We start from the raw sequence: 25,114 nt of genomic DNA, 5'->3' as shown, positions 1-25,114 counted from the left end.
TGTGTTACGCCGGGAATGACGAGGGAGATGGCCCAGATATTCAACCCGCGCTCCGGCCTCTACGCGAAGCTGGCGATGCTGGCGCTCTTGGTGTCGATTGCCGCCGCCGTCTTCGCCTGGCGCGGCGTCACCGCAGAGCCGGAAAGGGAAAACGAGGCCGTGGAACAACCGGTACCGTTCAGTCACCAGCACCACGTGGGCGAGGTAGGTATCGATTGCCGGTACTGCCATACCGGCGTCGAGACCGATGCGTTCGCCGGCATGCCGCCCATATCGACCTGCATGACCTGTCATTCGCAACTTTTTACGGATCAGCCGCCGCTGGCGCCGTTGGTGGAGAGCTGGCGAACCGGTATCCCGCTGCACTGGAACCGGGTCAACGACCTGCCGGATTTCGTGTACTTCGACCATTCGATCCACGTGGCGAAAGGCGTCGGCTGCGTCTCTTGCCACGGCCGGGTGGACCGCATGCCGCTGATGCGACGCGTCGCGCCGCTGTCGATGGAATGGTGCCTCGATTGCCACCGGCACCCGGAACGCTTCGTCCGGCCGCGACAGGACGTGTTCGCCATGGACGATCGCCAGCCCGGCGACGACGAGGCGCTCGGGATGCACCTCGTGGACGCCTATCGCATCGATCGGCGCCGCCTCACGGATTGTTCGGTATGTCACCGATGAGCGCGATCGACGCGCTTCGGCATGCGTTGCCGGCACCCGGCACGCCCCGCTTCTGGCGCGCGCTGGACGAACTGGTCGCCGATGCCGGCGGGCGCGCGCTGGTGACGGCGGCGTGGCCGTCGCTGGCCGAACTCGAGCCGGCCCTCGACCGGCGCGGCTTCCTTCGGTTGCTGGGCGCGTCCCTGGCCTTCGCCGGACTCGCCGCCTGCTCCGGCCCACCGCCCGAACGCATCGTTCCACAAGTGGGACGCGACGGCCGTTCCGTGCCGCGCTCATCGCGTTATGCCACGGCCCTCGCTACCGGTGGCGACGTCGTGGGCGTCGTCGTCGAGTTGCGCGACGGACGTCCGATCAGGGTCGACGGAAACCCGCGGCATCCCTGCTGCCTGGGCGGCAGTGACCCCCGCATGCAGGCGGCGGTGCTCGACCTATGGGATCCGGCCCGCTCCGACGCGCCGAGGAAGGGGGGCGCACCGTCCAGTTGGGCCGCATTCGAGGGCGAAGCGGCGGCGATGCGCCGGGCATTCGATGCCCGTGACGGCGGCCTGCGCATCGTTTCCGGCGACGTCGCGTCGCCCACGCTCGCACGCCAGCGGGACGCACTACTCGCACGCTATCCGGGCGCGCGCTGGCATGTGCACGAAGCGGCGCGAGGCCGGCCACTCGATACATGGCCGGATCTTGCCAAAGCCCGCACGATCGTCGCCTTCGACGCCGATCCGCTGGGCCGGTTTCCTGGCCACGTGCGTCACGCCCGCGACTTCGCCAGCGCGCGCGGCACACCGGACACGATGTCCCGCGTCTATGCGATAGAGCCGACGCCATCGCTCACGGGTCGCAACGCCGACCATACCTGGCCTGTGGCGGCACGTGACATTCCGGGCATCGCAGCCGCCCTGGCGGCCGCGCTGGGCGCGGAGGTGGAGGTGCCGGCGCTGGATCCGCTGGCTCGCGATCGCATCGCCGCCATGGCCGACGACCTGCGGGCGCACGCCGGTGCCTCCCTGGTCCTCGCCGGGCCGTACCAGCCCGCCGTCGTACACGACCTCGTGCGCGCGATGAACCGCGCGCTCGGCAACGGCGCCTTGTTGCGCGACCTCGCGCCCGACGACGCCGGTGACCCGGTCGCCGACCTCATCGCGGACATGGACGCCGGCCGCGTGGAGACACTCGTGCTGCTGGAGACGAACCCCGTCTACACCGCGCCGGGATTCGAGGAAGCCATGCGGCGCGTGCCGCGCACGGTGCACGTCGGCCGCTATCGCGACGAAAGCGCGGAGGCGGCGCAATGGCACCTGCCGGCACTGCATCCGTTCGAAGCCTGGTCCGACCTGCGCGCGCGGGACGGATCGGTAAGCATCGTTCAGCCGGTGCTCGCACCTTTGACCGATGGGCGCTCCGTGCACGACGTCGTGGACCTGCTGCTGGGCGGCGTGGCGAACGACCCGCTGGAGCGGGTGCGCGCCACCTGGCCGCAACTGGATGACGAGGCGTGGACGACGGCACTGCGCGATGGCCTATTCGAACCCGCCGCCGAACCCGCACGCCCTGTAGGAGCCGCTACAGCGGCGAGAAACCCGCCGAGCGGCGATAGGTTCGCGTTGACGCAGGCCGCCCTCGCCGCTGTAGCGGCTCCTACGGAAGGCGCGGCGGGTCCAGGAGGCGCGGAGGGCGACGTGCTGGAACTGCTCTTCCGCCCGGACGAGCACCTCTGGGACGGGCGCCACGCGCACAACGCCTGGCTGCAGGAACTGCCGCGGCCCGTCACGTCACTCACCTGGGGCAACGCCGCCTGGATATCGCCGGCCCTCGCCGCCGAGCGGGGGCTCCACGACGGCGACATCGTGCGGCTCGAAGCGAATGGACGGCACATAGAGGCACCGGTACTCATCGTGCCCGGGCAGGCGGAGCGCAGTGTCACGGTCACGCTCGGTTATGGCCGCCGCAGCGGCATCGCCGAGGGCCTGGGCTACGACGCCTATGCACTGCGCGACGCGGACCAACCGTGGCAGCAGGACGGACTCCTGCTGACGAAGGGCGATCGGCGCGCCACGCTGGCGACCACGCAGGCACAACAGGACATGGGCCGGCGCGATGTGGTCCGGGCGGGCACGCCGGATCACCCGCCGCGCGGCGGCGACGGCAAGCCGCCGGCAAGTTTTTATCCGGAAAGACCGGATGGCGAGTACCGCTGGGGCATGAGCATCGACCTCAACGCGTGCATCGGCTGCAATGCGTGCACGATCGCGTGCCAGGCGGAGAACAACATTCCCGTCGTCGGCAAGGAGGAAGTCGCGCGCGGGCGCCGCATGCACTGGATCCGCGTGGACCGCTACCACGAAGGGACGCCGCAGGCACCGAACACCTACCACCAGCCCGTGCCCTGCATGCACTGCGAACATGCACCATGCGAAGTCGTGTGTCCGGTGGAGGCGACCGTGCACGACAGCGAGGGCCTCAACCTGCAGGTCTACAACCGCTGTATCGGCACGCGTTTCTGCTCGAACAACTGTCCCTACAAGGTGCGCCGTTTCAACTTTCTCCAGTACGCCGACCTGGCGAGTGAAAGCCTGAAGGCGATGCGGAACCCGGAAGTCACCGTCCGCTCCCGGGGCGTCATGGAGAAGTGCACCTACTGCGTGCAGCGCATCGAACGCGCCCACATCGACGCGGACCGCGACGGCCGGCGCATCGCGGAGGGCGAGGTGACGACTGCCTGCCAGGACGCGTGCCCTACCCGCGCGATCGTCTTCGGCGACCTCGGCGACAGTACCAGCGAGGTAGCGAAGGCGGTCCGCTCCCCGCGCCGCTACGTCCTGCTCGAGGAACTGAACACGCGACCGCGCACGACTTATCTCGGCGCCTTGCGCCACCCGAATCCGGCATGGAGGGACGCGTGAACGACCGCGAACCCGTTCACCCCGCCACGCCGGCCGACGTCACCGATATCGTGACCGGCCTCGTGCTCGTGCATCGCGGTGGCCGCGGCTGGAAGCTGGCCTTCGGTACCGCCGGACTGCTGACGGCGGTGCTGGTCGCCGCCATCGTCGTGCTGCTCGCGCGGGGCGTCGGCATCTGGGGCGTCACCATGCCCGTGGCGTGGGGTTTCGCCATCGCCAACTATGTCTGGTGGATCGGTATCGGCATGGCGGGCACTTTCATCTCCGCCGCGCTATACCTCACCCGGCAAGGCTGGCGCTCCGCGTTGAACCGGTTCGCCGAGGCGATGACAGTCTTCGCCCTCGCTGTCTCGGCCTTGTTTCCGGTCCTGCACCTCGGCCGTCCGTGGTTCGCGTACTGGCTGGCGCCCTACCCCGATCGCATGGGTCTGTGGCCGCAGTGGCGCAGCGCGCTCGTATGGGATTTCTTCGCGATCGCCGCGTACGTCGTCGTGTCGGTGATTTATTTCTATGTCGCCCTCGTCCCGGACTTCGCCGCCGTGCGCGACCGCACCAGGTCGCGCGGCCGGCAGGTGCTCTACGGCATCCTCGCGATGGGCTGGCGCGGTGAGGCGCGCGAGTGGGAAAGGCATGCGACGCTCACGAAGATCCTCGCCGGGCTCGCCGTGCCGCTCGTGTTTTCGGTGCACAGCATGGTGGCGCTGGATTTCTCCGAAGGCTTGCTGCCGGGCTGGCACTCGACGATCTTCCCGCCCTTCTTCGTGGCCGGCGCGCTGTTCTCCGGCGCCGCGATGGTCATCGTGCTCGCCGTATCCCTTCGCCGCGCCTACGGGCTGGAGGACTTCATCACGCCGGAACATCTCGACAAGCTGGCCAAGCTGATGCTCGCCGTGGGCTGGGTGGTGACCTACGGGTACGCGGCCGAGATCTTCACCGCGTACTACGGCGGCGACCCTTACGACATCGCCATCCAGCGCCACCGCATGCAGGGCGCGTACGCGTGGCTTTTCTGGGCCACCATCGCCTGCAACACCCTCTCCATCCAGGCCCTGTGGTGGCCCCGCATGCGGACGAATCCCGTGGCGCTCGTCACCATCAGCTTGTTGGTGCTGGCCGGGATGTGGATGGAGCGCTTCATGCTGATCGTCACCAGCCTCTACCGCGACTTCCTCCCGTCGAGTTGGGGCATGTTCCATCCCACCGTCTGGGACTTTGCCTTCCTGCTCGGCTCCATGGGTTTGTTCGCGCTGTTGTTCCTGGTCTTCGTCCGGGTCGCGCCCGTGCTGTCGATCGCCGAGCTCAGGCGGCACGCCGCCCACCGCGTGGATCCCCGGCCATGAACGTCCACGGTCGCCTGCTCCAGGTGCACGACGCGCACGCACTCGCCGATGCGGTCGACGCGCTGCGCAAGCTCGGTTACACCCGGCTCGAGGCGTTCTCGCCGTACGCCGTCGATGGGCTGATGGAAAAGCTCGGCTCGCCGTCGAAACGTATCCCGCCAGCGACGCTTATCGGCGGCATCGTCGGCGGCGTCGGCATGCTTTGGCTGCAATACCATGCGGCCGCGGTGGATTACCCGCTGAACGTCGGTGGGCGGCCCGCGGCGAGCTGGCCGGCCTTCGTGCCGTCGGCCGTGGAGGTGGTCATCTTGCTGGCCGTGGTTGCCGGGTTCGTGGCGTTCCTGGCGGGCAGCGGGATGCCGGCGCTCTACCGTCCCGAGTTCAACGTCGCCTGGTTCGAGGAAGCAAGCCGCGACGGCTTCCTGCTGCTGGTCCGCGCGGACGATCCGCGCTGGGACGCGCACCAGGTAGCGCAGGACGTGGCCGCGCTGGACCCGATGCGCCATGCGGAGGTGCCGTCATGAGCCACGTGCGCCTCGCCATCCTCCTGGTGGCCCTGCTCTCGGCAGCCGGGTGTGAGCGCGGCATGCACCAGATGTACGACCAGCCGCGCTACGAGCGCGGCGGCGAGGCGCCGCTGTTCACCGACGGCGTCGCTTCCCGGCCGCCGCCTCGCGGCACCGTCCCGACGTCGGGACCGGAAGCCGTGCCCGCGCCACCGGCGATCACCGAGGCGTTGCTGGAACGCGGACGCGACCGGTACACGATCTATTGCACGCCGTGTCATGGAGCGGGTGGCGATGGCGACGGGATGGTGGTGCAACGCGGCTTCCCGCGACCGCCGAGTTATGACGAGCAACGGCTGCGCGATACCGACGACAGGCATATCTACGATGTCATCACCCACGGTTGGGGTGTCATGTACCCCTATGCCGACCGCATTCCGCCGGCCGACCGGCAAGCCATCGTCGCGTATGTGCGGGCGTTGCAGTTCAGCCGGCATGCGCCGGTGGACCGTCTCGAGCCCGACGACCTCTCGCGCCTTCGCGACCTGCCGGACGCCGGAGGCGGACGATGATCCTGCACGCATGGCTGGCGGCCTGGCTGATGGTCACCGGCGCGAGCGTCGGCGCCATCGCGTGGCAGGCGATCCATCGCCTGACCGGCGGCGCGTGGGGCGACATCCTCGCCGCTCGCTGGCGAACGCTGCGCCTGCTGCTCCCAGTGGCGGCACTCGCGGCCGTACCGCTGTTGATCGACGCGCCGCATCTTTTCCCGTGGATCAACGAGCCGGTGGAGGCATCGAGGGACTGGTACCTCGACTACGCCTTCCTTGTCTGGCGGACCGCCGGCTGCTTCATCGCCTGGGCCGTCGCGTGGCGGTTCGTCATCCGCGCGCCGGCTGCCAGTCTCATCGTGTGGCTGTTCGCCTGCGGGGTGTTCGCGAACGACTGGATCGTCTCGCTCACGCCAGCGTGGCGCTCCTCGGTCATGGGGCTCGTCGTCGCGCTGGGGCAACTGCTGCTCGCGCTTGCCGTGGCCCTGCTCATGCGTGCCCGTCGCGAATCTCCCGACGTCTCCCCCACTACTCACGGCGACCAGGGCTCGCTGCTTTTCGCCGCCAGCCTCGGCTGGGCGTACCTGGTCGGCATCGACTATCTCACCGCATGGATGGCCGACCTTCCATCCGAAACGATTTGGTACCTGCCCCGCACGCAAACGCCGTGGGCCGCGCTGGCGGTCGCGGCGATCGTGCTGCAACTCGTCGTGCCCACGGTGTTGCTGCTCTCGCGGACGGCCAAAACACGGCTTCCCGTGCTGCGCACGGCCGCGGCGTCCGTGCTGCTGGGCCAAGCCTGCCACGTCGCATGGATGGTGATGCCATGAGCCACGAAGCGCAGGGACTGGGCAGCCGGGGACTCGTGCGCCTGGCCGCGATCCTCGTGGGCTCCGCGGCGTTCGTCCTTGTCGCCTGCTACTTCCTCTGGCGCAGCTGGGTCACGGTGCCCCGGCCGGCGCCTCGCCCCGAGCAACCGGCATTGCAGTCCGAGCCCCGTCGCGACCTCGACATGTTCCGGCGCCGGCAGCGCAACGCGGACCAGTGGGGATGGGTGGACCGCGAGCACGGCATCGCCCGAATCCCGGTCGAACGTGCCATGCAGTTGATGGCAAAGGAACACAAGCCATGACGCGCGTGATCCTCGCCGCTTTCTCGCTGCTTTTCGTCGCCACGGCCTTCGCCGGGGTTCCGCCACCGCGCGACCTCGATGCACGCGCCGGCTTCGACCAGCACATCGGTGCGAAGGTGCCGATGGACGCGCCGCTGGTAGACGCCGACGGCGACGCGGCGTCGTTGGCGACAGTCGCGCAGGGCAAGCCGTTACTCCTCGCTTTCGGCTACTACCGTTGCCCTAACCTTTGCGACCTCACGCTGCACGCCATGGCCGCCGCCGTCACGCGCATGCCGCTCCGCGCCGGGGAGGACTACCGGGTGGCCTTCGTGAGCATTGCCGCCGACGAGACCGCGGCCGATGCCAGCGAGGCGCGGGACATGCTGGAACGCATGGCACCCCGGGCCCAGCCGAAGCACTGGCTGTGGGCGACGGCCCGTCCATTGGCCGTCGACCAGCTCACGCGAAGCGTCGGGTTTCGCTATTTCAGGGATCCGCGCGATGGGCAATACGTCCACCCGGCCGGCATCGTCGTCGTATCGCCCGATGGGCGCGTGGCGCAATATTTTTTTGGCGTCGACTACGATGCACGCGCGCTGCGGCTTGCGCTCGTCGACGCGTCCAAGGGCCAACTGGGCAGCGTCATCGACCGCCTTGTCCTGCTCTGCTGCGGCTACGACCCGTCCACGGGACGATACAGTCTGCTCATCTCGCGGCTCATGATCGCGCTGGGTTGCGCATTCCTGGCCGCGATGGCGGTCGGTGGCCTCTGGTTACGGCGGAGGACGCCATGACGTACCTGCCCGAAGCTTCCAGTGTCGCCGGCCGCATCGACGGGCTGTTCTACGCGATGCTCGGCCTGTCCGCCGTCGTGGTGCTCGCCGTCTTCACGACCATGCTGGTCTTCGCGGTGCGCTTCCGCCGTGGCCGCAACGTGGACCGGAGCGGCGAATCGCATCGCGACCTCGGTATCGAGATGGCCTGGACCCTCGTGCCCTTCGCCATGTTCCTCGCCATTTTCGTCTGGAGCATCCGTCTCTGGATCGACATGCGCACACCGCCGCCGGATGCGTCGACGATCCATGTCGTCGGCAAGCAGTGGATGTGGGAGTTCGAACATCCCGACGGGCAGCGCGAGATCGATACCTTGCACGTCGCCCTCGGCCAGCCGGTGCGCCTCGTCATGATCTCGCAGGATGTGATCCACGACGTCTACGTTCCCGCCTTCCGCGTAAAGCAGGACGTGCTCCCTGGCCGTTACACGCAGCTCTGGTTCACGCCCACCCGCACGGGTACCTACGACCTCTTCTGCGCGGAGTACTGCGGCACCGACCATTCGCGCATGGGTGGCGTGGTCGTCGTGCAGACACCGGCAGGGCATGCGCGCTGGTTGGCCAGTCACGCAAGCGGTTCGCTCGCCAACCAGGGCCGGGTGTTGTTCACGCGTTTCGGCTGCGCTGGCTGCCACGATGCCGGCTCGTCCGTCCATGCACCGCGCCTCGACGGCCTTTACGGGAGCACGGTGCCGCTTGCCGATGGACGCCAGGTCCTCGCCGACGAGCGCTACCTGCACGACTCGATCACCTTGCCGGACAGGGAAGTGGCGGCGGGTTACGCGCCGCTGATGCCCAGCTACAAGGACCGCATCGACGAGTCGGACATCCTCGCCCTCGTCGCCTACCTCAAGGTCCGTGGCACGGACCGGGAGACCCCGCATGCTGCCCACTGACCACGCCGGCCACAGCTACCTCGCGGACGGCACGACGCTCCGTTCCTGGTTGGCGACACACGACCACAAACGGATCGCGATCCTCTACGCCGTCTCGATCACGTTCTTCTTCTTTCTCGGCGGCATCGCCGCGGCACTCATCCGCCTGGAACTCGCCACGCCGGCGGGAGACGTGATGAGCGCGGAAACCTACAACAAGACCTTCACCTTCCACGGCGTCGTGATGGTGTGGTTCTTCCTCATCCCTTCCATTCCGACCACCCTCGGCAATTTCCTCCTGCCTATCATGATCGGCGCGCGCGACGTCGCGTTTCCGCGGCTCAACCTGTTCAGCTGGTATCTCTACGTGGCAGGCGGCATCTTCACGGTCGCCTGCCTGCTGCTCGGCGGCGTCGACACCGGTTGGACGTTCTACACGCCGTTCTCCACGATGTTCTCGAACTCGAACGTGATGTTGACCATCGTCGGTGTCTTCATCGTGGGCTTTTCCTCGATCCTCACCGGCCTCAACTTCATCGTCACGATCCACACCATGCGCACGACCGGCATGAGCTGGTTCCGGATGCCGCTCTTCGTCTGGTCGATGTACGGCGTATCGCTGGTGATGATGCTGGCGACGCCCGTGCTGGCCATGACCTTGTCGCTCATCGCGGCGGAGCGGCTGCTTGGGGTAGGTATATTCGATCCCGCCCTCGGCGGCGACCCACTGCTGTTCCAGCACTTCTTCTGGTTCTACTCGCACCCGGCCGTGTACATCATGGTGCTGCCGGCGATGGGCGTCGTAAGCGAGCTCATCACCGCCAGCGTGCGGCGGAAGATCTTCGGCTACCGTTTCATGGTGTATTCGATCATCGGGATCGCGGTGATCGGATTCCTCGTCTGGGGGCACCACATGTTCGTTGCCGGTCAGTCGATGTACGCGAGCATCGTGTTCTCCATCCTCAGTTTCATCATTGCCGTGCCCTCGGCGATCAAGGTGTTCAACTGGACGGCCACGCTCTACAAGGGCGACATCGCGTTCGGCGCGCCGATGATCTACGCGCTCGGCTTCGTCGGCCTGTTCATGCTCGGCGGCCTCACCGGCTTGTTCCTCGCCGCCACCGCGCTGGACGTCAACCTAACCGACACCTACTTCGTCGTTGCCCACTTCCACTACATCATGGTGGGTGGCGCGGTGATGGCCTACCTCGGCGGCATCCACTTCTGGTGGCCTAAAGTGACCGGACGCATGTACTCGGAGGCGTGGGCACGCTTCGCCGCGATACTCATGTTCCTCGGCTTCAACCTCACCTTCTTTCCCCAGTTCCTCGCCGGCGCGGAAGGCATGCCGCGCCGTTACCACCAGTACCCCGCCGAGTTCGGACTCCTGAACGTCCTTTCCTCGGCCGGTGCGGTACTGCTCGCGGCGTCGTACCTCCTGCCCATCGGCTATTTCCTGTGGTCGCTGCGCTTCGGCGAGCGGGCCACCGACGATCCCTGGGGGGCGGAAGGGCTGGAATGGAAGACGTCGTCGCCGCCGCCCACGCATAACTTCGAGAAGCCGCCGGTCGTGACCGATGGCCCCTACGCCTACCAGCACCCATGACCGCGCCCTCGCCACGCACGGCCGAACAGTTCGACGATCCCACGCAGCAGCGCGAGGCCGCGACCCTGGGCATGTGGGCGTTCCTCGCGACGGAGGTGCTGTTCTTCGGCGTGCTGTTCGCCGCCTACACGGTGTGCCGCGTGTTGTGGCCCGATGCCTTCGCGTCGGGCAGCCGACATACCGACCTCACGTTGGGCGGCATGGAAACCGGCGTGCTGCTCACCAGCAGTTTCACCGTGGCGCTGGCGGTCCGGGACGTGCAACTCGGCGGCAGGCGCATGGCGACGACCCTGCTTTGCATCACCGCTTTCCTTGGTCTCGCCTTCCTCGCCATCCACGGCCTGGAGTACTACGACGATTACAAGGCGGCCGTGATTCCAGGGATCCGCTACGAGGAGGTCGGCGGGCTGGCTGCGCAGGAACGGCTGTTCTTTTTCCTCTACTACGTCACGACCGCCTTCCACGGCCTGCACGTCGCGATCGGCGTGGCGCTGCTCCTCGTCATGGCCGCGCGCACGCATCGCGGCGAGTTCGATCCCGGATACCACACGCCGCTCGAAGTCTCGGCGCTGTACTGGCACCTCGTCGATATCGTGTGGATCTTCGTCTTCCCGCTCTACTACCAGGTGGGCCGCGCATGAGCGAACGGCCACCCTCGCTGCTGGCCCACGTCGGGGCACTCGCCGCCCTCGCGCTGCTCCTGCTCGCGAGCATCGCCGTGTCGCGCATGCATCTCGGCACCTGGAACACCGTCGCCGGGCCGGCCATCGCCGCGGCCAAGGCGTCGATCGTCGTTTTCTTTTTCATGAAGCTGCGCAAAAGTGCCCCGTCGGTGCACTTCGCCGCCTGCTTCGGCATCGCCTGGCTGGCGATCATGATCGTCCTGACGCTGAGCGACTTCCTGACGCGGTGGCCGGTGGTCGTTCGTTAATTCCTTACATTCCTTGATGTTGGCTGCACGTGCCGTTCATCCGGGTGATGAGAAACCATGGACTCCATCCGCGCTGTGCGGACACCACGGAGCCACACCATGAACCGCATGCCCCGCCGCCTCCTCGTTGCCGCCCTTGCCGCGGCCGTCGCCCTGCCCGCCGTCGCCGTGGCGCAGCAGTCCACTGAGTCGTCCAACGTCGCCGCCTCCGCGGATGCCGCGTTCGTGCGGAAGGCCAGCGCCTCCGGCCTTGCCGAAGTGGCACTGGGTCAACTCGGCGCATCGCAGGGTAGCTCCGCGGATACGAAGTCCTTCGGCGAGCGCATGGTGAAGGACCACACCGCCGCCAACGACGAACTGAAGAGCATCGCCAGCGGCAAGAACATGACCGTCTCGCCGGAGCCGATGGCCGCCGACAAGGAGGCCGCATCGGCCATGAGCAAGAAGTCGGGCGCCGAGTTCGACAAGGCTTTCGCGAAGAAGATGGTCGCCGATCACCAGAAGGCCGTCGCGCTGTTCACCAAGGAATCGAAGAGCGGTCAGGACGCGGAACTGAAGGCCTTCGCGACGAAGACGCTCCCGACGCTGAAGGAGCACCTCGACATGGCGAAGAAGCTGCCCGGCGCCTCGGGCTCGAAGTCGATGGCCAGCGACTGATCGATGACGCGTGGCCTGCGCCGCCACAGACGCGGCGCAGGCCTTGGGACGGGAATGCGGAGAGGTCCGCTTCGCGGCTCAGACCGCGACCGGCGCCTTGATCGCGGGATGCGGATCGTAGTCCACGATGGCGACGTCCTCGAAGCGGAAGTCGAAGATCGAGCGGACCTCCGGATTCAGCACCAGCTTCGGCAGCGGACGCGGTTCGCGTGCGAGCTGTTTCCTCGCCTGTTCCACGTGATTCGAATACAGGTGCGCGTCGCCCAGCGTGTGCACGAAGTCGCCCGGCTCCAGTCCCGTGACCTGGGCCATCATGTGCGTGAGCAGCGCGTAGCTGGCGATATTGAAGGGTACACCGAGGAATATGTCGCCCGAACGCTGGTAAAGCTGACAGGAAAGCTTGCCATTCGCCACGTAGAACTGGAACATCGTGTGGCACGGCATCAAGGCCATTCGCGGCAGCTCGCCCACGTTCCACGCCGAGACGATCAGGCGGCGCGAATCCGGATTGCGCTTGATCTCCTCCACCACCCATGCGATCTGGTCCACGACCTTGCCATCCGCCGTCGGCCAGGCGCGCCATTGCCGGCCGTAGACCGGGCCCAGGTCGCCGTTCGCATCGGCCCACTCGTCCCAGATGCTGACGCCGTGTTCCTTGAGGTACGCGATGTTCGTATCGCCCTGCAGGAACCAGATGAGCTCGTGGACGATCGACTTCAGGTGCAGCTTCTTCGTCGTGACGAGGGGGAATCCCTTCGCCAGGTCGTAGCGCATCTGCCAGCCGAAAACGCTGCGCGTGCCGGTGCCGGTGCGGTCGGATTTTTCGGCGCCATGGTCGAGGACGTGACGGAGGAGGTCGAGGTAGGGCTGCATGGGACGGGACGATATCAGGTGGCGGTCGCCGCCACCGGCGCGACCGGTGCGTACGGAGCGCGGCGCGACATGGCCAGGAGGAGGATGCCGACGGCGATCAGCGGCAGGGACAGGACCTGCCCCATCGTGACCCAGCCGAAGGCGAGGTAGCCAAGCTGCGCGTCCGGGACGCGAACGAACTCGATCGCGAAGCGGAACATCCCATAAAGCAGCGCGAACATGCCGGAGACGGCGTAGCGTGGGCGCGGCTTCATCGAGAAGAGCCATAGCACCACGAACATCACCACGCCCTCCAGGGCGAACTCGTAAAGCGGGTTCGGGTGTCGCGGGAGCGCGTCGGGTGCGTGCGGGAAGATCATGCCGATGGGCAGGTCGGTCGGCTTGCCCCACAGCTCGCCGTTGATGAAGTTGCCGAGGCGGCCAAGGCCCAGGCCGAGGGGCACGAGGGGGGCGACGAAATCGACGGCGTCGAAGAATTTCACGCCGTTGCGCCGCGACCACCAGAGGCCCGCGGCCAAGACGCCCAGGAGCCCGCCGTGGAAGGACATGCCGCCGTCCCAGACGCGGAAGATCGCCAGCGGGTCGGTCCAGATCCAGTCGATGGCCGTATAGAACAACATGTACCCGACGCGGCCACCCAGGACGGCGCCCATCATCGAGTAGAACATGAGGTCGCCGAAGCGGTCGGTGCTGACAGGCAACCGGCCCTGGCGCCGGCGATACTCGCCCAGCGCCCACCCGCCGAGGAAGCCACCCAGGTACATGAGCCCGTACCAGTGCACCTGGACGGGGCCGAGGGAAAACGCGACGGGTTCGATATCGACGACGAAAGGACTGGCCATGCAGGTGCCTGGATCGAGAGCAGGCGCCAAGTGTACCGTCCGCCATGACGCAGGTCGCCTTGTGGCGGACGCGCGGATCGGCTATATCGGCGCTCGGGGACCGTCCTTCGGGGCGGCGATAAAGGATCCATCGATCCACAGGGGAGAATCCATGACTTACCGCTTCGTGCGGCCCATGCTGGCCGTGCTGTGCCTTGCCTCGACCGCCGTCGTGGCCGGCGATCTCATACCCGTCGCCGATTTCGCCCGGCGGATGCCCCTGACCGGTCCGCGCCTGTCACCCGACGGGCAGTATGTGTCGATGGCCTATCACGACCCGGACGGGAAGAACCATGGCCTGGCGATCTACCGCGTTGGCGACATGACCAAGCCGGTGACGCTGATCAAGATGCCGCCGTACGAAATGCCGGCGGACATGGTTTGGGCAAGCTCCACGCGTCTCGTGGTCGCCCGCGGCAAGATCGACGGCTCGATCGGACAGGCTCGGTATACCGGCGAGCTGATGGCCATCGACGTGGACGGCAAGAATCCCGATTACCTCTACGGTTTCGAAGGCTATGGCAAACGCGCCGCCACGCGCGCCCTCGATCGCGGCTGGGGCACCATCGAGGGCACGCCGGTGCAGAGCAACGGCCACTTCTACATGCGCGCCATTGACTGGAACGCCCAGGACAAGAGCACGCTCTACGACGTGGACGCGAAGACGAGCGCTCGCAGGCTGATGGCCGACATAGGCCTCGGCGGCATGAGCTTCATGATCGATCCCCAGGGTAACGCCCGCTTCGCCTTCGGTACCGACGACGACTACAAGTGGGTGGTGTTCCATCGCGAAGGGAACGGGTGGAACAAGCTCGCCGAGAACAGGGAACGCCAGTCGTTCCTTCCGATCGCCGCGGTGGCGGGCAGTAACCGCATCTACGCCAGCTTCAGCCCGAACGGGACCGGCGGCGAGTTCGTCGAGCAGGACGAGGACGGCGGCAACCTCAAGGTGATCCGCAAGGACGACTTCAGCGAGGTCCATGCCTCGGGGCTTTGGACGCCCGCGCCGCTGCGGCCCTTCGGCACGGTATCCGCCACGGGCATACCCAAGGCAACCTACATCGACCTGCAGGCGCCCATCTCGAAACTGCACATGGCGCTGTCGCAGAAATTCCCCGGCGATTTCGTCAGCTTCGTGGATTTCAGCGAAGACGGAAGTCAGTTGATGTTCAAGGTGGCCGGCGACCGCGAGCCAGGTCGCTATATGTTGATCGACACCAAGACCTACAAGGTCTCGAAACTGTTCGACGCCGTACCCTGGCTCGACCCTTCGAAATTGTCCGAGCGGCGGCCGCTGCGCTTCAAGGCGAGTGACGGGCAGGAACTCGAAGCCATCCTCACCTTCCCCAAAGGAAAACCGGAGGCCAACCTCCCGATGGTGCTCGTGCCGCATGGCGGCCCGCACGGTATCTCCGACAACTGGTTCTACGACGCCGACGCCCAGTTCCTGGCCAACCGCGGGTACCTCGTGCTGCAAGTGAACTTCCGCGGTTCCGGCGGGCGCGGCAGCGACTTCGAGAGGTCCGGCTACCTCAAGTGGGGCACGCGCATCCAGGAAGACCTCATCGACGGCGTGAAGTGGGCGATCGCGGAGCACTACGCCGATGCCAGCCGGATATGCGTCTTCGGTGCAAGCTTCGGCGGCTACTCCGCCATGATGACCACCATCCGCGCGCCTGGCATGTTCAAGTGCGCGGTCGGTTACGACGGCATTTACGACCTCGACATGATGTACAACAAGGGCGACATCAAGGATCGCAAGAGCGGCCGCAGCTACCTGACCACCGTGATCGGCAAGAACGACGCCGACCTGGCCGCCAATTCGCCCGACCGGCTGGCAGACAAGATCGACGTGCCCGTCTTCCTGATCCACGGCGAGGACGACCAGCGTGCGCCCTTCGCCCAGTTCAAGGCCATGCGCGCCGCGCTCGACGCGGCGCACAAGCCGTACGAGACGCTGACGAAGCCGGATGAGCGGCATGGTTTCGTCAAGCCGGAGAACATCGAGGAATTCCTGAACCGGCTGCAGGCCTTCCTCGACAAGCACATCGGCGAGGGAAAGGCATCGGCTTCCGCCGCCCCGTAGGGCGGGATCGCCGACACCCCGTGTGGGAAGCGCGCTTCCCCGGATACACCCCGGATTCGCGGTGGTTGCGCCTCTCGGGTACAGGCGTTATGGTCGCGTGATCGTCGCGCCCGGGTGGGGTATGGCGGGGCTTGGGAGGCTTCAGGGTATGCACGTCAGTTCGGGGCAGAAGCGCCACGTCGCGCGGCGACGCGTGGCGCTGGCGACCGCGCTCATGGCGGCCCTGCCCGGCGCCGCGGTCCACGCGCAACAGACGGCACCCAGCGCCGAGATGCTCGCGCCGGTGAACGTGACCGTCACCGGTTCGCGCATCCGCGGCACGGACGTGGAAACGGCACAGCCGGTCTTTACGATGGACCGGCAGGCGATCCGTGCCACCGGCCTCACCGACCTGGGCGATATCGTCGCACGCATGCCTTCGGCAGCGACGCCGGAGGTGACGCCGCAAGACACCCTCTCCTCGAGCAACGACGCCGGCGGACGTTACGCCAACCTGCGTAACCTCGGCGCGGTACGCACCCTGGTGCTGGTCGACGGCCGCCGCTGGAGCACCAGCCTGGGCGGACTCACCGACCTGTCCACGATTCCGGTCTCGATCGTCGAGCGGATCGAAGTGCTGAAGGACGGCGCGTCATCCATCTACGGCTCGGATGCGATCGGCGGCGTGGTCAACATCATCACGACCGACCGCTTCGAGGGCGCGTCCGCCGATGTCCTCTACGGCGTGAACGGCCATGGCGACGGCGCGCAGAAGAACGGCACGTTCACCTGGGGCAAGAGCAGCCAGAGGGCGTCGATCATCCTCGGTGCCGGCTACGAGGACGGGAACGCGATACGCGACAGCAAGCGTTCGCTGACCCGCGCCGCGTATGGACCCCGTCACCCCGATGCCGGATTCGGCATGGGCCCGTACGGCGGCGTCGTCGACCCGCGCGCGCCGGGCACACCGGGTGCCGGCGCCTATGCGCCCGGTGGCATCTGGGTTCCCAATCAATACGTGGTCAACCATCCCGGCGGTGTCGTCGGCGATACCGCCAACCTCGCCAGTTTTCATCCGTACGACGTCGACAGCAACGACGACAAGTACTCGACCGCGCGGGACATGACGTTCCGCGCCGGCACGAAGCTGCGCAACCTGTTCGGCACCGGGCGATACAACCTGACCGATGACATCGCCCTGCGCGGCATGGCCAGCTATGCCGTGCGCGATACGCGCAGCCAGGCCGCCGGCTATCCCCTGCAGAGCGGTTCGGGACGCGCCGATGGTCTGTTCATCGATCCCGCCAACGCCTTCAATCCTTTCCCCGGTGACGAAACATCCTTCTTCCGGCGGACCACCGAGATGCCGCGCGTCACCTGGGCCAAGAGCAAGGCACTGCACGTGGACGCGGGTGCCGAGGGAACCTTCCCCTGGGCCGGCCATACGTGGAACTGGGATGTCACCTACGCGTACTCGGAGACGCGCGCCAGCCGGACGGCCAGCGGCAACATAAACCTGGTCAATGCCCGGAAGGCGCTGGGACCGACGACGGTGATCGACGGCCAGACGGCCTGCGCCGATGCCGCCGACCGCGCCGCGGGCTGCGTGCCCTGGAACATCCTTGCCGGTCCCGGCGGCACACCCGACACCGTGTGGCGCTATGTCGGCTCCACCACCACCGCGCGCCAGGTGACGCGTACGAACGACGTCATCGCGAACCTGACAGGCGGCCTCCTGGACCTGCCCGCGGGCACCCTCCGCGCCGCCGGCGGCATCGAACACCGCAACGAACACGGCCGCTACCTCCCCGATCCCGCGGACTCCGCCGGCCTCACCACGCAACTCGCGAGCGATCCCACCGACGGCGGCTACATCGCCAACGAGGCGTACCTGGAGTTCGACGTGCCCCTGCTCGCGGAACTGCCGCTGGCACGGGAGCTCGCCATCAACGCGTCCACCCGCTATTCGCACTACACGGCGTTCGGCGGGCGCACCAACAACAAGTACAGTCTCCGCTGGAAACCTTTCGACGATCTCCTGCTGCGCGCGACGTATGCCGAAGGATTCCGGGCGCCGACCGTGGCCGACCTTTACGCCGGCTCCGCCGAAAGCTTCGAGAGCTTCCTCGATCCCTGCGACAGCGCGTTCGGCGCGGCCGCAAGCGATCCTGCCGTGCGGGCGCGTTGCGCCGCCGCGGGCGTGCCGGCGAATTACCGGCAGGTCGATCAGTCCGGCGCCACCATCGGTTCGGCCACCGGCGGACAGAATCCGGCCGCGTTCCGCACCGGCGCCAATCCCGCACTGAAGCCTGAGTCGTCCATCACGCGGACGGCGGGGCTCGTGTACAGCCCGTACTTCATCGACGGCCTCGACGTCACGCTCGACTATTACAAGGTCGACATCAGCGACATCATCACGCCGATCCTCGCGGGCGACATCCTCAATTTCTGCTACGTCCGCAACGATCCCACCTGGTGCGGCCGCTTCGTCCGCGGATCGGACGGTCGCATCGCCGCGCTGGACGAAAGCCTCGCCAACCTGGGTTCGCTGCGCACCGAGGGCTACGACGTCGGCCTGCACTACCGCTTTCCCGAAACGCGGTATGGCGAATTCACCCTTATCTCCGACAGCACCTACCTGAAGGATTACACACAGGTCAGCGCCCCCGGCGCGGCGCCGCGTCATCTCGCCGGCTACATGAATGGCACGCAGGGCCTCTACCGCGTCCGCTCGAACCTCTCGCTGGACTGGTCGTGGCGCCGTTTCGGCGCGACATGGACCACCCGCTATTTTTCCGGGTTGAAGGATTCCTGCTGGTCCACGGACATCGAATGCAACCGGCCCGACGAAGTGAATGCGCTTTCAGGCGTGACCGGCGTCAGCCGCAAGGGCGGCGTCGCCTTCCACGACTTGCAGGTGCGCTGGCAGTCGCCGTGGAACGGCAGTTTCCGTCTCGGCGTGAACAACGTCTTCGGCCGCCAGGGGCCGCTGTACTACAACGTCTCCAGCGCGGGCAACGGCAGCCCGCCGTATAACCCGGCTTTCGACATCGACCGCTACTACTACGTCGGCTACCAGCAGCGGTTTTGATTGGTCAGAGCACCAGCGGACGATCCGGTAGTTCGTTCTTGCGTGGGTCGCCGTTGCCGGGGAAGTGCCGCGCGAGCAGCGCGCCCGCTTCCGCCACGCCCGTCTCCACCGCCTCTCGGAAACGTCCCTGCGCGAACTGGTCGCGCATGTGCGCCGTGATGGCTTCCCACTCCGCGGGCGCGACGACCTTCGCGATGCCGCGATCGGCCACGATCTCGATGCGGTGTTCCGCGAGCAACACGTAAAGCAGTACGCCGCAGTTTTCGTCGGTATCCCAGACGCGGAGGTGCGAGAACAGCATCGCCGCGCGGTCCCGGGCCGTCACGTTGGCCGCCACCGCCGCGAACGGCAGCCGTGATTCGATGGCCACGCGCAGCTCGCCGCGGTGCCTGCCCTCGCCTTCCGACACCGTCTTCGCGATGGCGTCGAGCGTCGCGGGCGGGAACTGCCTGCCCATCTGGAACCAGCCGGCGAAGAGGTTCGTCGTGATTCGTCCAAAGTCCATTACCAACTCCCCGACGCGCCGCCACCACCGAAACTGCCGCCGCCTCCGCTGAAGCCGCCGCCTCCACCGCCGCCTCCGAAACCGCCGCCACCGAAGCCGCCACCGCCGCCCCAGCCGCCGAAGCCACCCCAGCCACCGCCGCCGATCGAGCGACCCGCGCCGAGGGGAATCGCCATGAACAAGGCGCCGGCGACGAGGCCGAGCACGCCGCCCAGGAGCGAATGCAGGAACAGCCAGCCGAGACCGCCGGCTACCGCGCCGCCCAAGGGCATGCGCAGGCCGAGGGGTGCGCGGCCGAGGATGCCGCGCAGGAAAATCGCGCCGAAGATCAGCGGCACCAGGAGGTGCCCGCCTCCGCCGCGGCGGCCCTCGTGGCTGTCGTCAGGAGCTACCGGTGCGGGCAAGGCCTCGCCCTGCACGATCTGCGTGATCGCATTGAGCGCCTCGGTGATACCGCCGTAGTAGTCGTTGGCGCGCAGCTTGGGCGCCATGTACTCGCGAATGATCCGCGAGGCGATGGCGTCCGGCAGCGCGCCCTCGAGGCCATAGCCGACCTCGATGCGCACGCGCCGGTCGTCCTTTGCGAGCAGGAGCAGCACGCCGTCATCCGGCCCTTCCCTGCCTACCTTGTTCTTTTCCGCCACCTGGAGGGAATAGTCCTCGAGGTCGTCGGGCTGGGTCGTGGGTACCATCAGCACCACGACCTGCGCGCCTTTGGCTTTTTCCAGGTCGACCAGACGCGCATCCAGCTGGGTGACCTGTTGGGCGGAAAGCGTACCCGTCAGATCCGTGACGTGGCGCGCCAGTTTCGGCACGTCCACGTCGGCTCGTGCCGCCAGCGGCGGCACGAGCAAGGCGACGGCGAGCAGCAGGGCTGCCGCGAACCGGTGCATCAGCGGCCGGCCGTGGAAGCCGGGGCCGGGGTGGAACCGAAGTCGACGGTCGGCGCGGTGGAGATCGCCTTCTCGTTCTCGACGCTGAAGTTGGGCTTCACCTTGTAGCCCATGATCTTCGCGGTGAGGTTATTCGGAAACGAGCGGATCAGCGTGTTGTAGCTCTGGACGGATGCGACGTAGCGGTTACGCGCCACGGTGATGCGGTTTTCCGTGCCTTCGAGCTGGGCCTGGAGGTCCCGGAAGGACCCGTCCGCCTTCAGCTGCGGGTAGTTCTCACTGACCACCATGAGTCGCGACAGCGCGCTGGTCAGCTGCCCCTGGGCGGCCTGGAATTTGGCCAGTGCCTCGGGGTCGTTGAGCACTTCCGGCGTGATCTGCGTCTGGCCGACCTTGGCACGGGCGTTGGTCACTTCGGTAAGCACGCGCTCTTCGTGCTGGGCATAGCCCTTCACGGTGTTGACGAGGTTGGGCACCAGGTCGGCGCGGCGCTGGTACTGGTTGAGCACTTCGGACCAGGCGGCCTTGACCCCCTCGTCCTCGCGCTGGATGGCGTTATACCCGCAGCCGGAAAGAAAGGCGGCGAAAAGGACGAGAGCGAAAGCGCGGACGAGTGTCTTCATGGCGGCGGGTTCCTTGGGATATGCCGCAACAACTTACCCTAAAGGCGCCGACCGCGGATGACTGGCTCCTACAGGAACCGTGGCACCAGGATCAGCCCCCAGCTGACCATGACCATCACCAGCAGCAGGAACACGGCGGCGGAGCCCATGTCCTTGGCCCGGCCCGCGAGTTCATGGAACTCGGGACTCACCTTGTCCACCACGGCCTCGATGGCCGAATTCAGCAGTTCCGCCGAGAGGACCAGTACCGGGAAGGTGATCAGGACGATCTTCTCGACGGCGCCCTGCCCCAACCATAGCCCGAGGGGGACGACCACGACGGCGAGGAATACCTCGAGGCGGAACGATGCCTCATGCCGGAAACAGGCCTTCAGGCCTTGCATGGACCACTGGAAGGCCGCGTAGATCTGCCGCGGTCCGCGCCGCTCCGTCGTCGCCATGTCGCTCAGGCCGCCCGGGTCGGAAGCGAACCGGCGGTGCGGCGGTAGGTGTATGGGTTGCACTGCGGCATCGGGGCGGTATCGGGACGTCGGGAAAGGCCCGGTATCATGCCACAGCGGGCCTTGGCTCCGGCTTAGGGACGCGCGCCCGTGGCGTATCGCCGCGCCCCTCTGGCGCCGCAGCACAACCCGGCGGACCATTTGTATTACGCTTGAACGGTTGTGACTCCGTTCAGGGTCACGGCGACGGGAGCAGGGCCACCGGTCCTCTCGCTGTTTCCAACGCGACCGGAAAATACATGGCAATCCAGAACCCGCCGATCTCACAGACCAAGTCCTTCAGCACGGTCTTCCTCATCGAAATGTGGGAGCGCTTCGGCTTCTACGGCATGCAGGTGCTGATGGTCACCTACATGGTGAAGAAGCTCGGCTTCGCCGACGTCGACGCCAACCTCGTCTGGGGCGCGGCCTCGGCGCTCATCTACGCCACTCCCGCCATCGGCGGCTGGATCGGCGACAAATTCCTCGGTTCGCGCCGCACCATGCTCAGCGGCGCCGTGGTCCTGATGATGGGCTACGCGCTGCTCTGGATCCCGACGAACAACGCCTATTTCCTCTATGTCGCGCTCGGCGTGATCATCCTCGGCAACGGTCTGTTCAAGCCCAACGCCGGCAACCTGGTCCGCAAGATCTACGAGGGCGACGAAGTCCGCATCGACAGCGCGTTCACCATCTACTACATGGCGGTGAACATCGGCTCGACGATCTCGATGCTGCTCACGCCCTGGATCCGTGACTACGTCGGCGAGCACTACAGCGACGCACTCGGCTGGCATACCGCCTTCGGCGTTTGCTCGATCGGCCTTATCTTCGGCCTGGTCAATTACTACTTCATGCGCCGCACGCTCGCGCACATCGGCTCCGAACCGGACAACCATCCGCCGCGACTGAAAAACATCCTGGGCGTAGTCGCCAGCGGCATCCTGATCATCGCGGTGTCCGCGTACATCCTGCAGAACCAGAGCGTGGCCCAGCTTTGCGTCTACGCGGCGGGAATCGTCATCCTGGGCATCTTCGTCCACCTGATCCGCTCCAGCGAACCCGGCGAGCGCGCCGGCCTCATCGCCGCGCTGGTGCTCACGATCCAGACGATCTTCTTCTTCATCTTCTACCAGCAGATGTCGACCTCGCTGAACCTGTTCGCCCAGCGCAACGTCGATCTTTCCTTCGGTGTCTTCGGCTTCGAGATCTTTCGCTGGATCCCCGAGCAGTTCCAGTCGCTCAACGCCATCTGGATCGTGATCCTGTCGCCGATCCTCGTCTGGATCTACAACTCGCTCGGCAAGCACGGCAAGGACTTCCCGGTCGCCGCCAAGTTCGCGCTGGGCTTCGCGGCGGTGGCCGCCGGCTTCTTCATGTACGGCCTGGGTGCCACCACCGCGGTGAATGGCGCGATCTCGTCCTGGTACATGGTGTGGGGTTACGGCCTCTACTCCCTGGGCGAAGTGCTGGTCAGCGGCCTCGGCCTCGCGATGATCGCCCGCTACGTGCCTGCGCGCATGGGCGGCTTCATGATGGGTGCCTACTACGTCGCCTCGGGCGTGGCCCAATACATGGGCAGCGTGGTCGCCAATTACGCCGCCATCCCGGACAACATCACCGATCCGCTGCAGTCGCTGCAGATCTACACGAGCCTGTTCAACAAGCTTGGCTTCGTGGGCGTGGGCTGCACGATCATCGCCGTCGCGATGCTTCCTCTGATGAAGAAGCTGTCGGCCAACCACGCACTTTCCATGCTTCCGCCGATCCCGCCCGTGCACAACGAAGACCTGTGACCTGACGTAAGGCCGGCGCCTGGGCGCGCCGGCCTTGCGCCATGAAGAGACCCACCGTGAGCGACAACCTGCATACGCCATCGTCCCGCTCCGGTCCCTTCGCCCTCGCGCGCACGCTCGCCTGGCTGCGTCTCTGCGCGATCGCCGGGCAGAGCGTGGCGATCCTCTCCTGCGTCACGCTGCTGAAGCTCGACATCCCGCTCCTGCCGCTGATGCTTGGCGTGTGCGTGCTGGCCGTGTTCGCCGCCGCCGCATCGTTCCGCCTGGGCATGCCGTGGAAGGTCGGCGAAGGCGAGGCCATCGTGCACATCGCCGCGGACACCCTCGTCCTCGGTTACCTGCTCTACTTCACCGGTGGGGCCGCGAACCCCTTCGTGACCCTGCTCCTGGTGCCCATCGCGCTGTCGGCCGCGGCGCTGTCCATCGCCGGGGTGTCGCTCGTGGCGATCCTCACCGGCGTCGCCTACGTGCTGCTGGTGCCCTACCACCTCCCCCTGCCGACGTTGGGCGACAAGGGACTGGATTTTGACCTCTACGTCGCGGGCATGGGCGTCAACTTCGTCATCATGGCGATCCTCCTCGGCGTCTTCATCAGCAACCTGGCCAAGGCCATCCGCACCCAGCAGGGCGAGGTGCAACGGGTGCGCGAGCGTGCGCTGCGCGACGAGGGCATCCTGGCCATCGCCACCCAGGCGGCCGGTGCCGCGCACGAACTGAACACCCCGCTTTCGACCATGCGCACGCTCCTGCCGGAGATCCGCCGAGAGCACGCCACCGACAACGCGCTGGGCGAGGACCTGGACCTGCTCGATGGCCAGGTGGAACGCTGCCGCACGATCCTGCGCGAGATGGTGGCCTTCGGCCAGGCGCAGCTCTCGCAGGTGCCGGAACGACTCACCCTGGACGAATTCCTGCACGTGTGCCTGGAGCGCTTCCAGTTGCTCCGGCCGGAAGCGGACGTGACGCTCACGCTCGAACCCGGCGCGGGGCGTATCGCGCTGCGCTCGCCGCCGGGTCTGCGCCACGCCCTCATCAACCTGTTGAACAACGCCGCCGAGGCATCCGCCCTCAACGAAAGCGCGGCCGTGGACCTGCGCATCGGCATCGTCGACCGCTGGCTCGAGCTGATCGTCACCGACCAGGGCCCCGGCTTCGACGAATTCGACGAGCTCGGCACGCTGGGCCTGTCACAGAAGGCGACCGGCCTCGGCCTTGGACTGGCGCTGGCGGAAGCCACGGCCGAGCGACTGGACGGCGAACTCGCCGCAAGCAACACCGGGCACGGTGCACAGATGCGCCTGCGCCTGCCCCTTCGGGTCATTGGAGACCACGCATGAACGAACTCGTTCCGCCCTCGGGCCGTCCCCTGCTGATCGTCGACGACGATGCCACGTTCGCCCGCGTGCTCGGCCGGGCCCTGACGTCCCGCGGCTTCGAGGTCATCAGCAGCGGGAACGCCGACGACGCGCGCGCGCTTGCCCGGCGGCACCAACCCCGCTACTGCGTGCTCGACCTCAAGCTCGGCGACGAGAACGGCCTGCGCCTGATTCCCGAGTTGCAGGCGCTGGTCCCTGACATGCGCGTGCTGCTGCTCACGGGCTATGCCTCCATTGCGACGGCGGTGGAGGCGATCAAACGCGGCGCGCACGACTACCTTGCCAAGCCCGTCGATGCGGATGCCGTGGTCCGTGCGCTACTCGACGGCGACAGCGGACCGGCCGATGCGGACGACCTGATCGACGCACCGGATGCGCCCCTGCCGCTGCGCCGCCTGGAGTGGGAACACATCCAGCGCGTGCTCACCGAGTGCGAAGGCAACATCTCCGAAACCGCGCGCCGACTGGGCATGCATCGCCGGACCTTGCAACGCAAGCTGAGCAAGCACCCGGTTCGCGAACGTCCGGAAGACCATTGACC

At 66.9% G+C, this 25,114-nt stretch carries 24 protein-coding genes; 18 read left to right on the top strand and 6 right to left on the bottom strand.

The features are described 5' to 3' along the window. The first annotated feature begins 27 nt into the window (after positions 1-27). The 13 genes from ACQKIE_RS11750 (at position 28) to ACQKIE_RS11690 (ending at position 11,991) form a co-directional block, all read left to right on the top strand. Positions 28-678 (top strand): cytochrome c3 family protein, encoded by a 651-nt coding sequence (locus tag ACQKIE_RS11750; RefSeq protein WP_427459219.1) that lies wholly within the window; start codon positions 28-30, stop codon positions 676-678. Continuing rightward, entirely contained in the window at positions 666-3,578 is a 2,913-nt protein-coding gene (locus ACQKIE_RS11745) for a TAT-variant-translocated molybdopterin oxidoreductase (protein ID WP_427459217.1), read from the top strand. The genes ACQKIE_RS11750 and ACQKIE_RS11745 overlap by 13 nt, the downstream gene beginning before the upstream one ends. Continuing rightward, entirely contained in the window at positions 3,575-4,918 is a 1,344-nt protein-coding gene (gene nrfD / locus ACQKIE_RS11740) for an NrfD/PsrC family molybdoenzyme membrane anchor subunit (RefSeq protein WP_427459215.1), read from the top strand. The genes ACQKIE_RS11745 and nrfD overlap by 4 nt, the downstream gene beginning before the upstream one ends. Beyond that, positions 4,915-5,442 (top strand): DUF3341 domain-containing protein, encoded by a 528-nt coding sequence (locus ACQKIE_RS11735; RefSeq protein WP_427459213.1) that lies wholly within the window; start codon positions 4,915-4,917, stop codon positions 5,440-5,442. The genes nrfD and ACQKIE_RS11735 overlap by 4 nt, the downstream gene beginning before the upstream one ends. Next, positions 5,439-5,996 (top strand): c-type cytochrome, encoded by a 558-nt coding sequence (locus ACQKIE_RS11730; RefSeq protein ID WP_427459211.1) that lies wholly within the window; start codon positions 5,439-5,441, stop codon positions 5,994-5,996. Before ACQKIE_RS11735 ends, ACQKIE_RS11730 begins: the two co-directional genes overlap by 4 nt. Next, entirely contained in the window at positions 5,993-6,805 is an 813-nt protein-coding gene (locus tag ACQKIE_RS11725; RefSeq protein ID WP_427459209.1) for a hypothetical protein, read from the top strand. The genes ACQKIE_RS11730 and ACQKIE_RS11725 overlap by 4 nt, the downstream gene beginning before the upstream one ends. Next, positions 6,802-7,107: a hypothetical protein gene (locus tag ACQKIE_RS11720; RefSeq protein WP_427459207.1), complete on the top strand. Its 306-nt coding sequence runs from the start codon at positions 6,802-6,804 to the stop codon at positions 7,105-7,107. Before ACQKIE_RS11725 ends, ACQKIE_RS11720 begins: the two co-directional genes overlap by 4 nt. Next, positions 7,104-7,883 (top strand): SCO family protein, encoded by a 780-nt coding sequence (locus tag ACQKIE_RS11715; RefSeq protein WP_427459205.1) that lies wholly within the window; start codon positions 7,104-7,106, stop codon positions 7,881-7,883. Before ACQKIE_RS11720 ends, ACQKIE_RS11715 begins: the two co-directional genes overlap by 4 nt. After that, positions 7,880-8,818, top strand: a complete 939-nt coding sequence (gene coxB, locus ACQKIE_RS11710) for a cytochrome c oxidase subunit II (protein WP_427459203.1) — start codon at positions 7,880-7,882, stop codon at positions 8,816-8,818. The genes ACQKIE_RS11715 and coxB overlap by 4 nt, the downstream gene beginning before the upstream one ends. Continuing rightward, complete coding sequence (gene ctaD, locus ACQKIE_RS11705; protein WP_427459201.1) at positions 8,805-10,403, top strand: cytochrome c oxidase subunit I; 1,599 nt, start codon at positions 8,805-8,807, stop codon at positions 10,401-10,403. The genes coxB and ctaD overlap by 14 nt, the downstream gene beginning before the upstream one ends. Next, on the top strand, positions 10,400-11,044 hold the full coding sequence (locus tag ACQKIE_RS11700) for a cytochrome c oxidase subunit 3 family protein (protein WP_427459199.1): 645 nt from the start codon (positions 10,400-10,402) through the stop codon (positions 11,042-11,044). The genes ctaD and ACQKIE_RS11700 overlap by 4 nt, the downstream gene beginning before the upstream one ends. Next, positions 11,041-11,334, top strand: a complete 294-nt coding sequence (locus ACQKIE_RS11695) for a cytochrome C oxidase subunit IV family protein (RefSeq protein WP_427459197.1) — start codon at positions 11,041-11,043, stop codon at positions 11,332-11,334. The genes ACQKIE_RS11700 and ACQKIE_RS11695 overlap by 4 nt, the downstream gene beginning before the upstream one ends. 99 nt (positions 11,335-11,433) lie before the next feature. Beyond that, positions 11,434-11,991 carry a DUF4142 domain-containing protein gene (locus ACQKIE_RS11690; protein WP_427459195.1) on the top strand — a complete coding sequence of 186 codons (558 nt, stop codon included), beginning with the start codon at positions 11,434-11,436 and terminating at the stop codon, positions 11,989-11,991. Positions 11,992-12,069: 78 nt separating this feature from the next. On the opposite strand, the gene ACQKIE_RS11685 is transcribed toward ACQKIE_RS11690, so the two are convergent. Further along, positions 12,070-12,864 (bottom strand): thymidylate synthase, encoded by a 795-nt coding sequence (locus tag ACQKIE_RS11685; RefSeq protein WP_427459193.1) that lies wholly within the window; start codon positions 12,862-12,864, stop codon positions 12,070-12,072. A 14-nt stretch (positions 12,865-12,878) separates the two neighbouring features. Continuing rightward, positions 12,879-13,706, bottom strand: coding sequence for a prolipoprotein diacylglyceryl transferase (gene lgt / locus ACQKIE_RS11680; RefSeq protein ID WP_427459191.1), 828 nt, complete (start codon positions 13,704-13,706; stop codon positions 12,879-12,881). A 151-nt stretch (positions 13,707-13,857) separates the two neighbouring features. On the opposite strand from lgt, the gene ACQKIE_RS11675 reads away from it, so the two are divergent. Further along, a complete protein-coding gene (locus ACQKIE_RS11675; protein ID WP_427459189.1) occupies positions 13,858-15,831 on the top strand; it encodes an alpha/beta hydrolase family protein in 1,974 nt (657 codons plus the stop codon). A gap of 148 nt (positions 15,832-15,979) precedes the next feature. Further along, positions 15,980-18,901 carry a TonB-dependent receptor plug domain-containing protein gene (locus tag ACQKIE_RS11670; protein ID WP_427459187.1) on the top strand — a complete coding sequence of 974 codons (2,922 nt, stop codon included), beginning with the start codon at positions 15,980-15,982 and terminating at the stop codon, positions 18,899-18,901. A gap of 4 nt (positions 18,902-18,905) precedes the next feature. Here ACQKIE_RS11670 and ACQKIE_RS11665 read toward each other — a convergent pair whose 3' ends face one another. From ACQKIE_RS11665 to ACQKIE_RS11650, 4 genes are all read right to left on the bottom strand, one after another. Continuing rightward, positions 18,906-19,406: a TPM domain-containing protein gene (locus ACQKIE_RS11665; RefSeq protein WP_427459185.1), complete on the bottom strand. Its 501-nt coding sequence runs from the start codon at positions 19,404-19,406 to the stop codon at positions 18,906-18,908. Further along, a complete protein-coding gene (locus ACQKIE_RS11660; RefSeq protein WP_427459183.1) occupies positions 19,406-20,299 on the bottom strand; it encodes a TPM domain-containing protein in 894 nt (297 codons plus the stop codon). Before ACQKIE_RS11660 ends, ACQKIE_RS11665 begins: the two co-directional genes overlap by 1 nt. Beyond that, positions 20,299-20,922 carry a LemA family protein gene (locus ACQKIE_RS11655; protein ID WP_427459181.1) on the bottom strand — a complete coding sequence of 208 codons (624 nt, stop codon included), beginning with the start codon at positions 20,920-20,922 and terminating at the stop codon, positions 20,299-20,301. The genes ACQKIE_RS11660 and ACQKIE_RS11655 overlap by 1 nt, the downstream gene beginning before the upstream one ends. A 68-nt stretch (positions 20,923-20,990) precedes the next feature. Continuing rightward, a complete protein-coding gene (locus ACQKIE_RS11650) occupies positions 20,991-21,362 on the bottom strand; it encodes a diacylglycerol kinase (protein WP_427459362.1) in 372 nt (123 codons plus the stop codon). A gap of 299 nt (positions 21,363-21,661) precedes the next feature. On the opposite strand from ACQKIE_RS11650, the gene ACQKIE_RS11645 reads away from it, so the two are divergent. The 3 genes from ACQKIE_RS11645 to ACQKIE_RS11635 are packed head-to-tail and all read left to right on the top strand — an operon-like array spanning position 21,662 to position 25,112. Continuing rightward, positions 21,662-23,197 (top strand): peptide MFS transporter, encoded by a 1,536-nt coding sequence (locus tag ACQKIE_RS11645; RefSeq protein WP_427459179.1) that lies wholly within the window; start codon positions 21,662-21,664, stop codon positions 23,195-23,197. Between the two features lie 41 nt (positions 23,198-23,238). Continuing rightward, positions 23,239-24,534 (top strand): ATP-binding protein, encoded by a 1,296-nt coding sequence (locus tag ACQKIE_RS11640; protein ID WP_427459177.1) that lies wholly within the window; start codon positions 23,239-23,241, stop codon positions 24,532-24,534. After that, positions 24,531-25,112, top strand: a complete 582-nt coding sequence (locus ACQKIE_RS11635) for a response regulator transcription factor (RefSeq protein WP_427459175.1) — start codon at positions 24,531-24,533, stop codon at positions 25,110-25,112. Before ACQKIE_RS11640 ends, ACQKIE_RS11635 begins: the two co-directional genes overlap by 4 nt. The last annotated feature ends 2 nt before the right edge of the window (positions 25,113-25,114 follow it).

This window comes from Luteibacter sp. NPDC031894 (assembly GCF_050273135.1).
GTDB lineage: Bacteria > Pseudomonadota > Gammaproteobacteria > Xanthomonadales > Rhodanobacteraceae > Luteibacter.
This window is presented reverse-complemented; position numbering and strand designations above follow the sequence as displayed.

Bases quoted from the DNA above. Each gene is read 5' to 3' on its own strand.
- ACQKIE_RS11750 (WP_427459219.1), top strand. From the start codon at position 28: ATGGCCCAGATATTCAACCCGCGCTCCGGCCTCTACGCGAAGCTGGCG.
- ACQKIE_RS11745 (WP_427459217.1), top strand. From the start codon at position 666: ATGTCACCGATGAGCGCGATCGACGCGCTTCGGCATGCGTTGCCGGCA.
- ACQKIE_RS11735 (WP_427459213.1), top strand. From the start codon at position 4,915: ATGAACGTCCACGGTCGCCTGCTCCAGGTGCACGACGCGCACGCACTC.
- ACQKIE_RS11730 (WP_427459211.1), top strand. From the start codon at position 5,439: ATGAGCCACGTGCGCCTCGCCATCCTCCTGGTGGCCCTGCTCTCGGCA.
- ACQKIE_RS11725 (WP_427459209.1), top strand. From the start codon at position 5,993: ATGATCCTGCACGCATGGCTGGCGGCCTGGCTGATGGTCACCGGCGCG.
- ACQKIE_RS11720 (WP_427459207.1), top strand. From the start codon at position 6,802: ATGAGCCACGAAGCGCAGGGACTGGGCAGCCGGGGACTCGTGCGCCTG.
- ACQKIE_RS11715 (WP_427459205.1), top strand. From the start codon at position 7,104: ATGACGCGCGTGATCCTCGCCGCTTTCTCGCTGCTTTTCGTCGCCACG.
- coxB (WP_427459203.1), top strand. From the start codon at position 7,880: ATGACGTACCTGCCCGAAGCTTCCAGTGTCGCCGGCCGCATCGACGGG.
- ctaD (WP_427459201.1), top strand. From the start codon at position 8,805: ATGCTGCCCACTGACCACGCCGGCCACAGCTACCTCGCGGACGGCACG.
- ACQKIE_RS11700 (WP_427459199.1), top strand. From the start codon at position 10,400: ATGACCGCGCCCTCGCCACGCACGGCCGAACAGTTCGACGATCCCACG.
- ACQKIE_RS11695 (WP_427459197.1), top strand. From the start codon at position 11,041: ATGAGCGAACGGCCACCCTCGCTGCTGGCCCACGTCGGGGCACTCGCC.
- ACQKIE_RS11690 (WP_427459195.1), top strand. From the start codon at position 11,434: ATGAACCGCATGCCCCGCCGCCTCCTCGTTGCCGCCCTTGCCGCGGCC.
- ACQKIE_RS11685 (WP_427459193.1), bottom strand. From the start codon at position 12,864: ATGCAGCCCTACCTCGACCTCCTCCGTCACGTCCTCGACCATGGCGCC.
- lgt (WP_427459191.1), bottom strand. From the start codon at position 13,706: ATGGCCAGTCCTTTCGTCGTCGATATCGAACCCGTCGCGTTTTCCCTC.
- ACQKIE_RS11675 (WP_427459189.1), top strand. From the start codon at position 13,858: ATGACTTACCGCTTCGTGCGGCCCATGCTGGCCGTGCTGTGCCTTGCC.
- ACQKIE_RS11670 (WP_427459187.1), top strand. From the start codon at position 15,980: ATGCACGTCAGTTCGGGGCAGAAGCGCCACGTCGCGCGGCGACGCGTG.
- ACQKIE_RS11665 (WP_427459185.1), bottom strand. From the start codon at position 19,406: ATGGACTTTGGACGAATCACGACGAACCTCTTCGCCGGCTGGTTCCAG.
- ACQKIE_RS11660 (WP_427459183.1), bottom strand. From the start codon at position 20,299: ATGCACCGGTTCGCGGCAGCCCTGCTGCTCGCCGTCGCCTTGCTCGTG.
- ACQKIE_RS11655 (WP_427459181.1), bottom strand. From the start codon at position 20,922: ATGAAGACACTCGTCCGCGCTTTCGCTCTCGTCCTTTTCGCCGCCTTT.
- ACQKIE_RS11650 (WP_427459362.1), bottom strand. From the start codon at position 21,362: ATGGCGACGACGGAGCGGCGCGGACCGCGGCAGATCTACGCGGCCTTC.
- ACQKIE_RS11645 (WP_427459179.1), top strand. From the start codon at position 21,662: ATGGCAATCCAGAACCCGCCGATCTCACAGACCAAGTCCTTCAGCACG.
- ACQKIE_RS11640 (WP_427459177.1), top strand. From the start codon at position 23,239: ATGAAGAGACCCACCGTGAGCGACAACCTGCATACGCCATCGTCCCGC.
- ACQKIE_RS11635 (WP_427459175.1), top strand. From the start codon at position 24,531: ATGAACGAACTCGTTCCGCCCTCGGGCCGTCCCCTGCTGATCGTCGAC.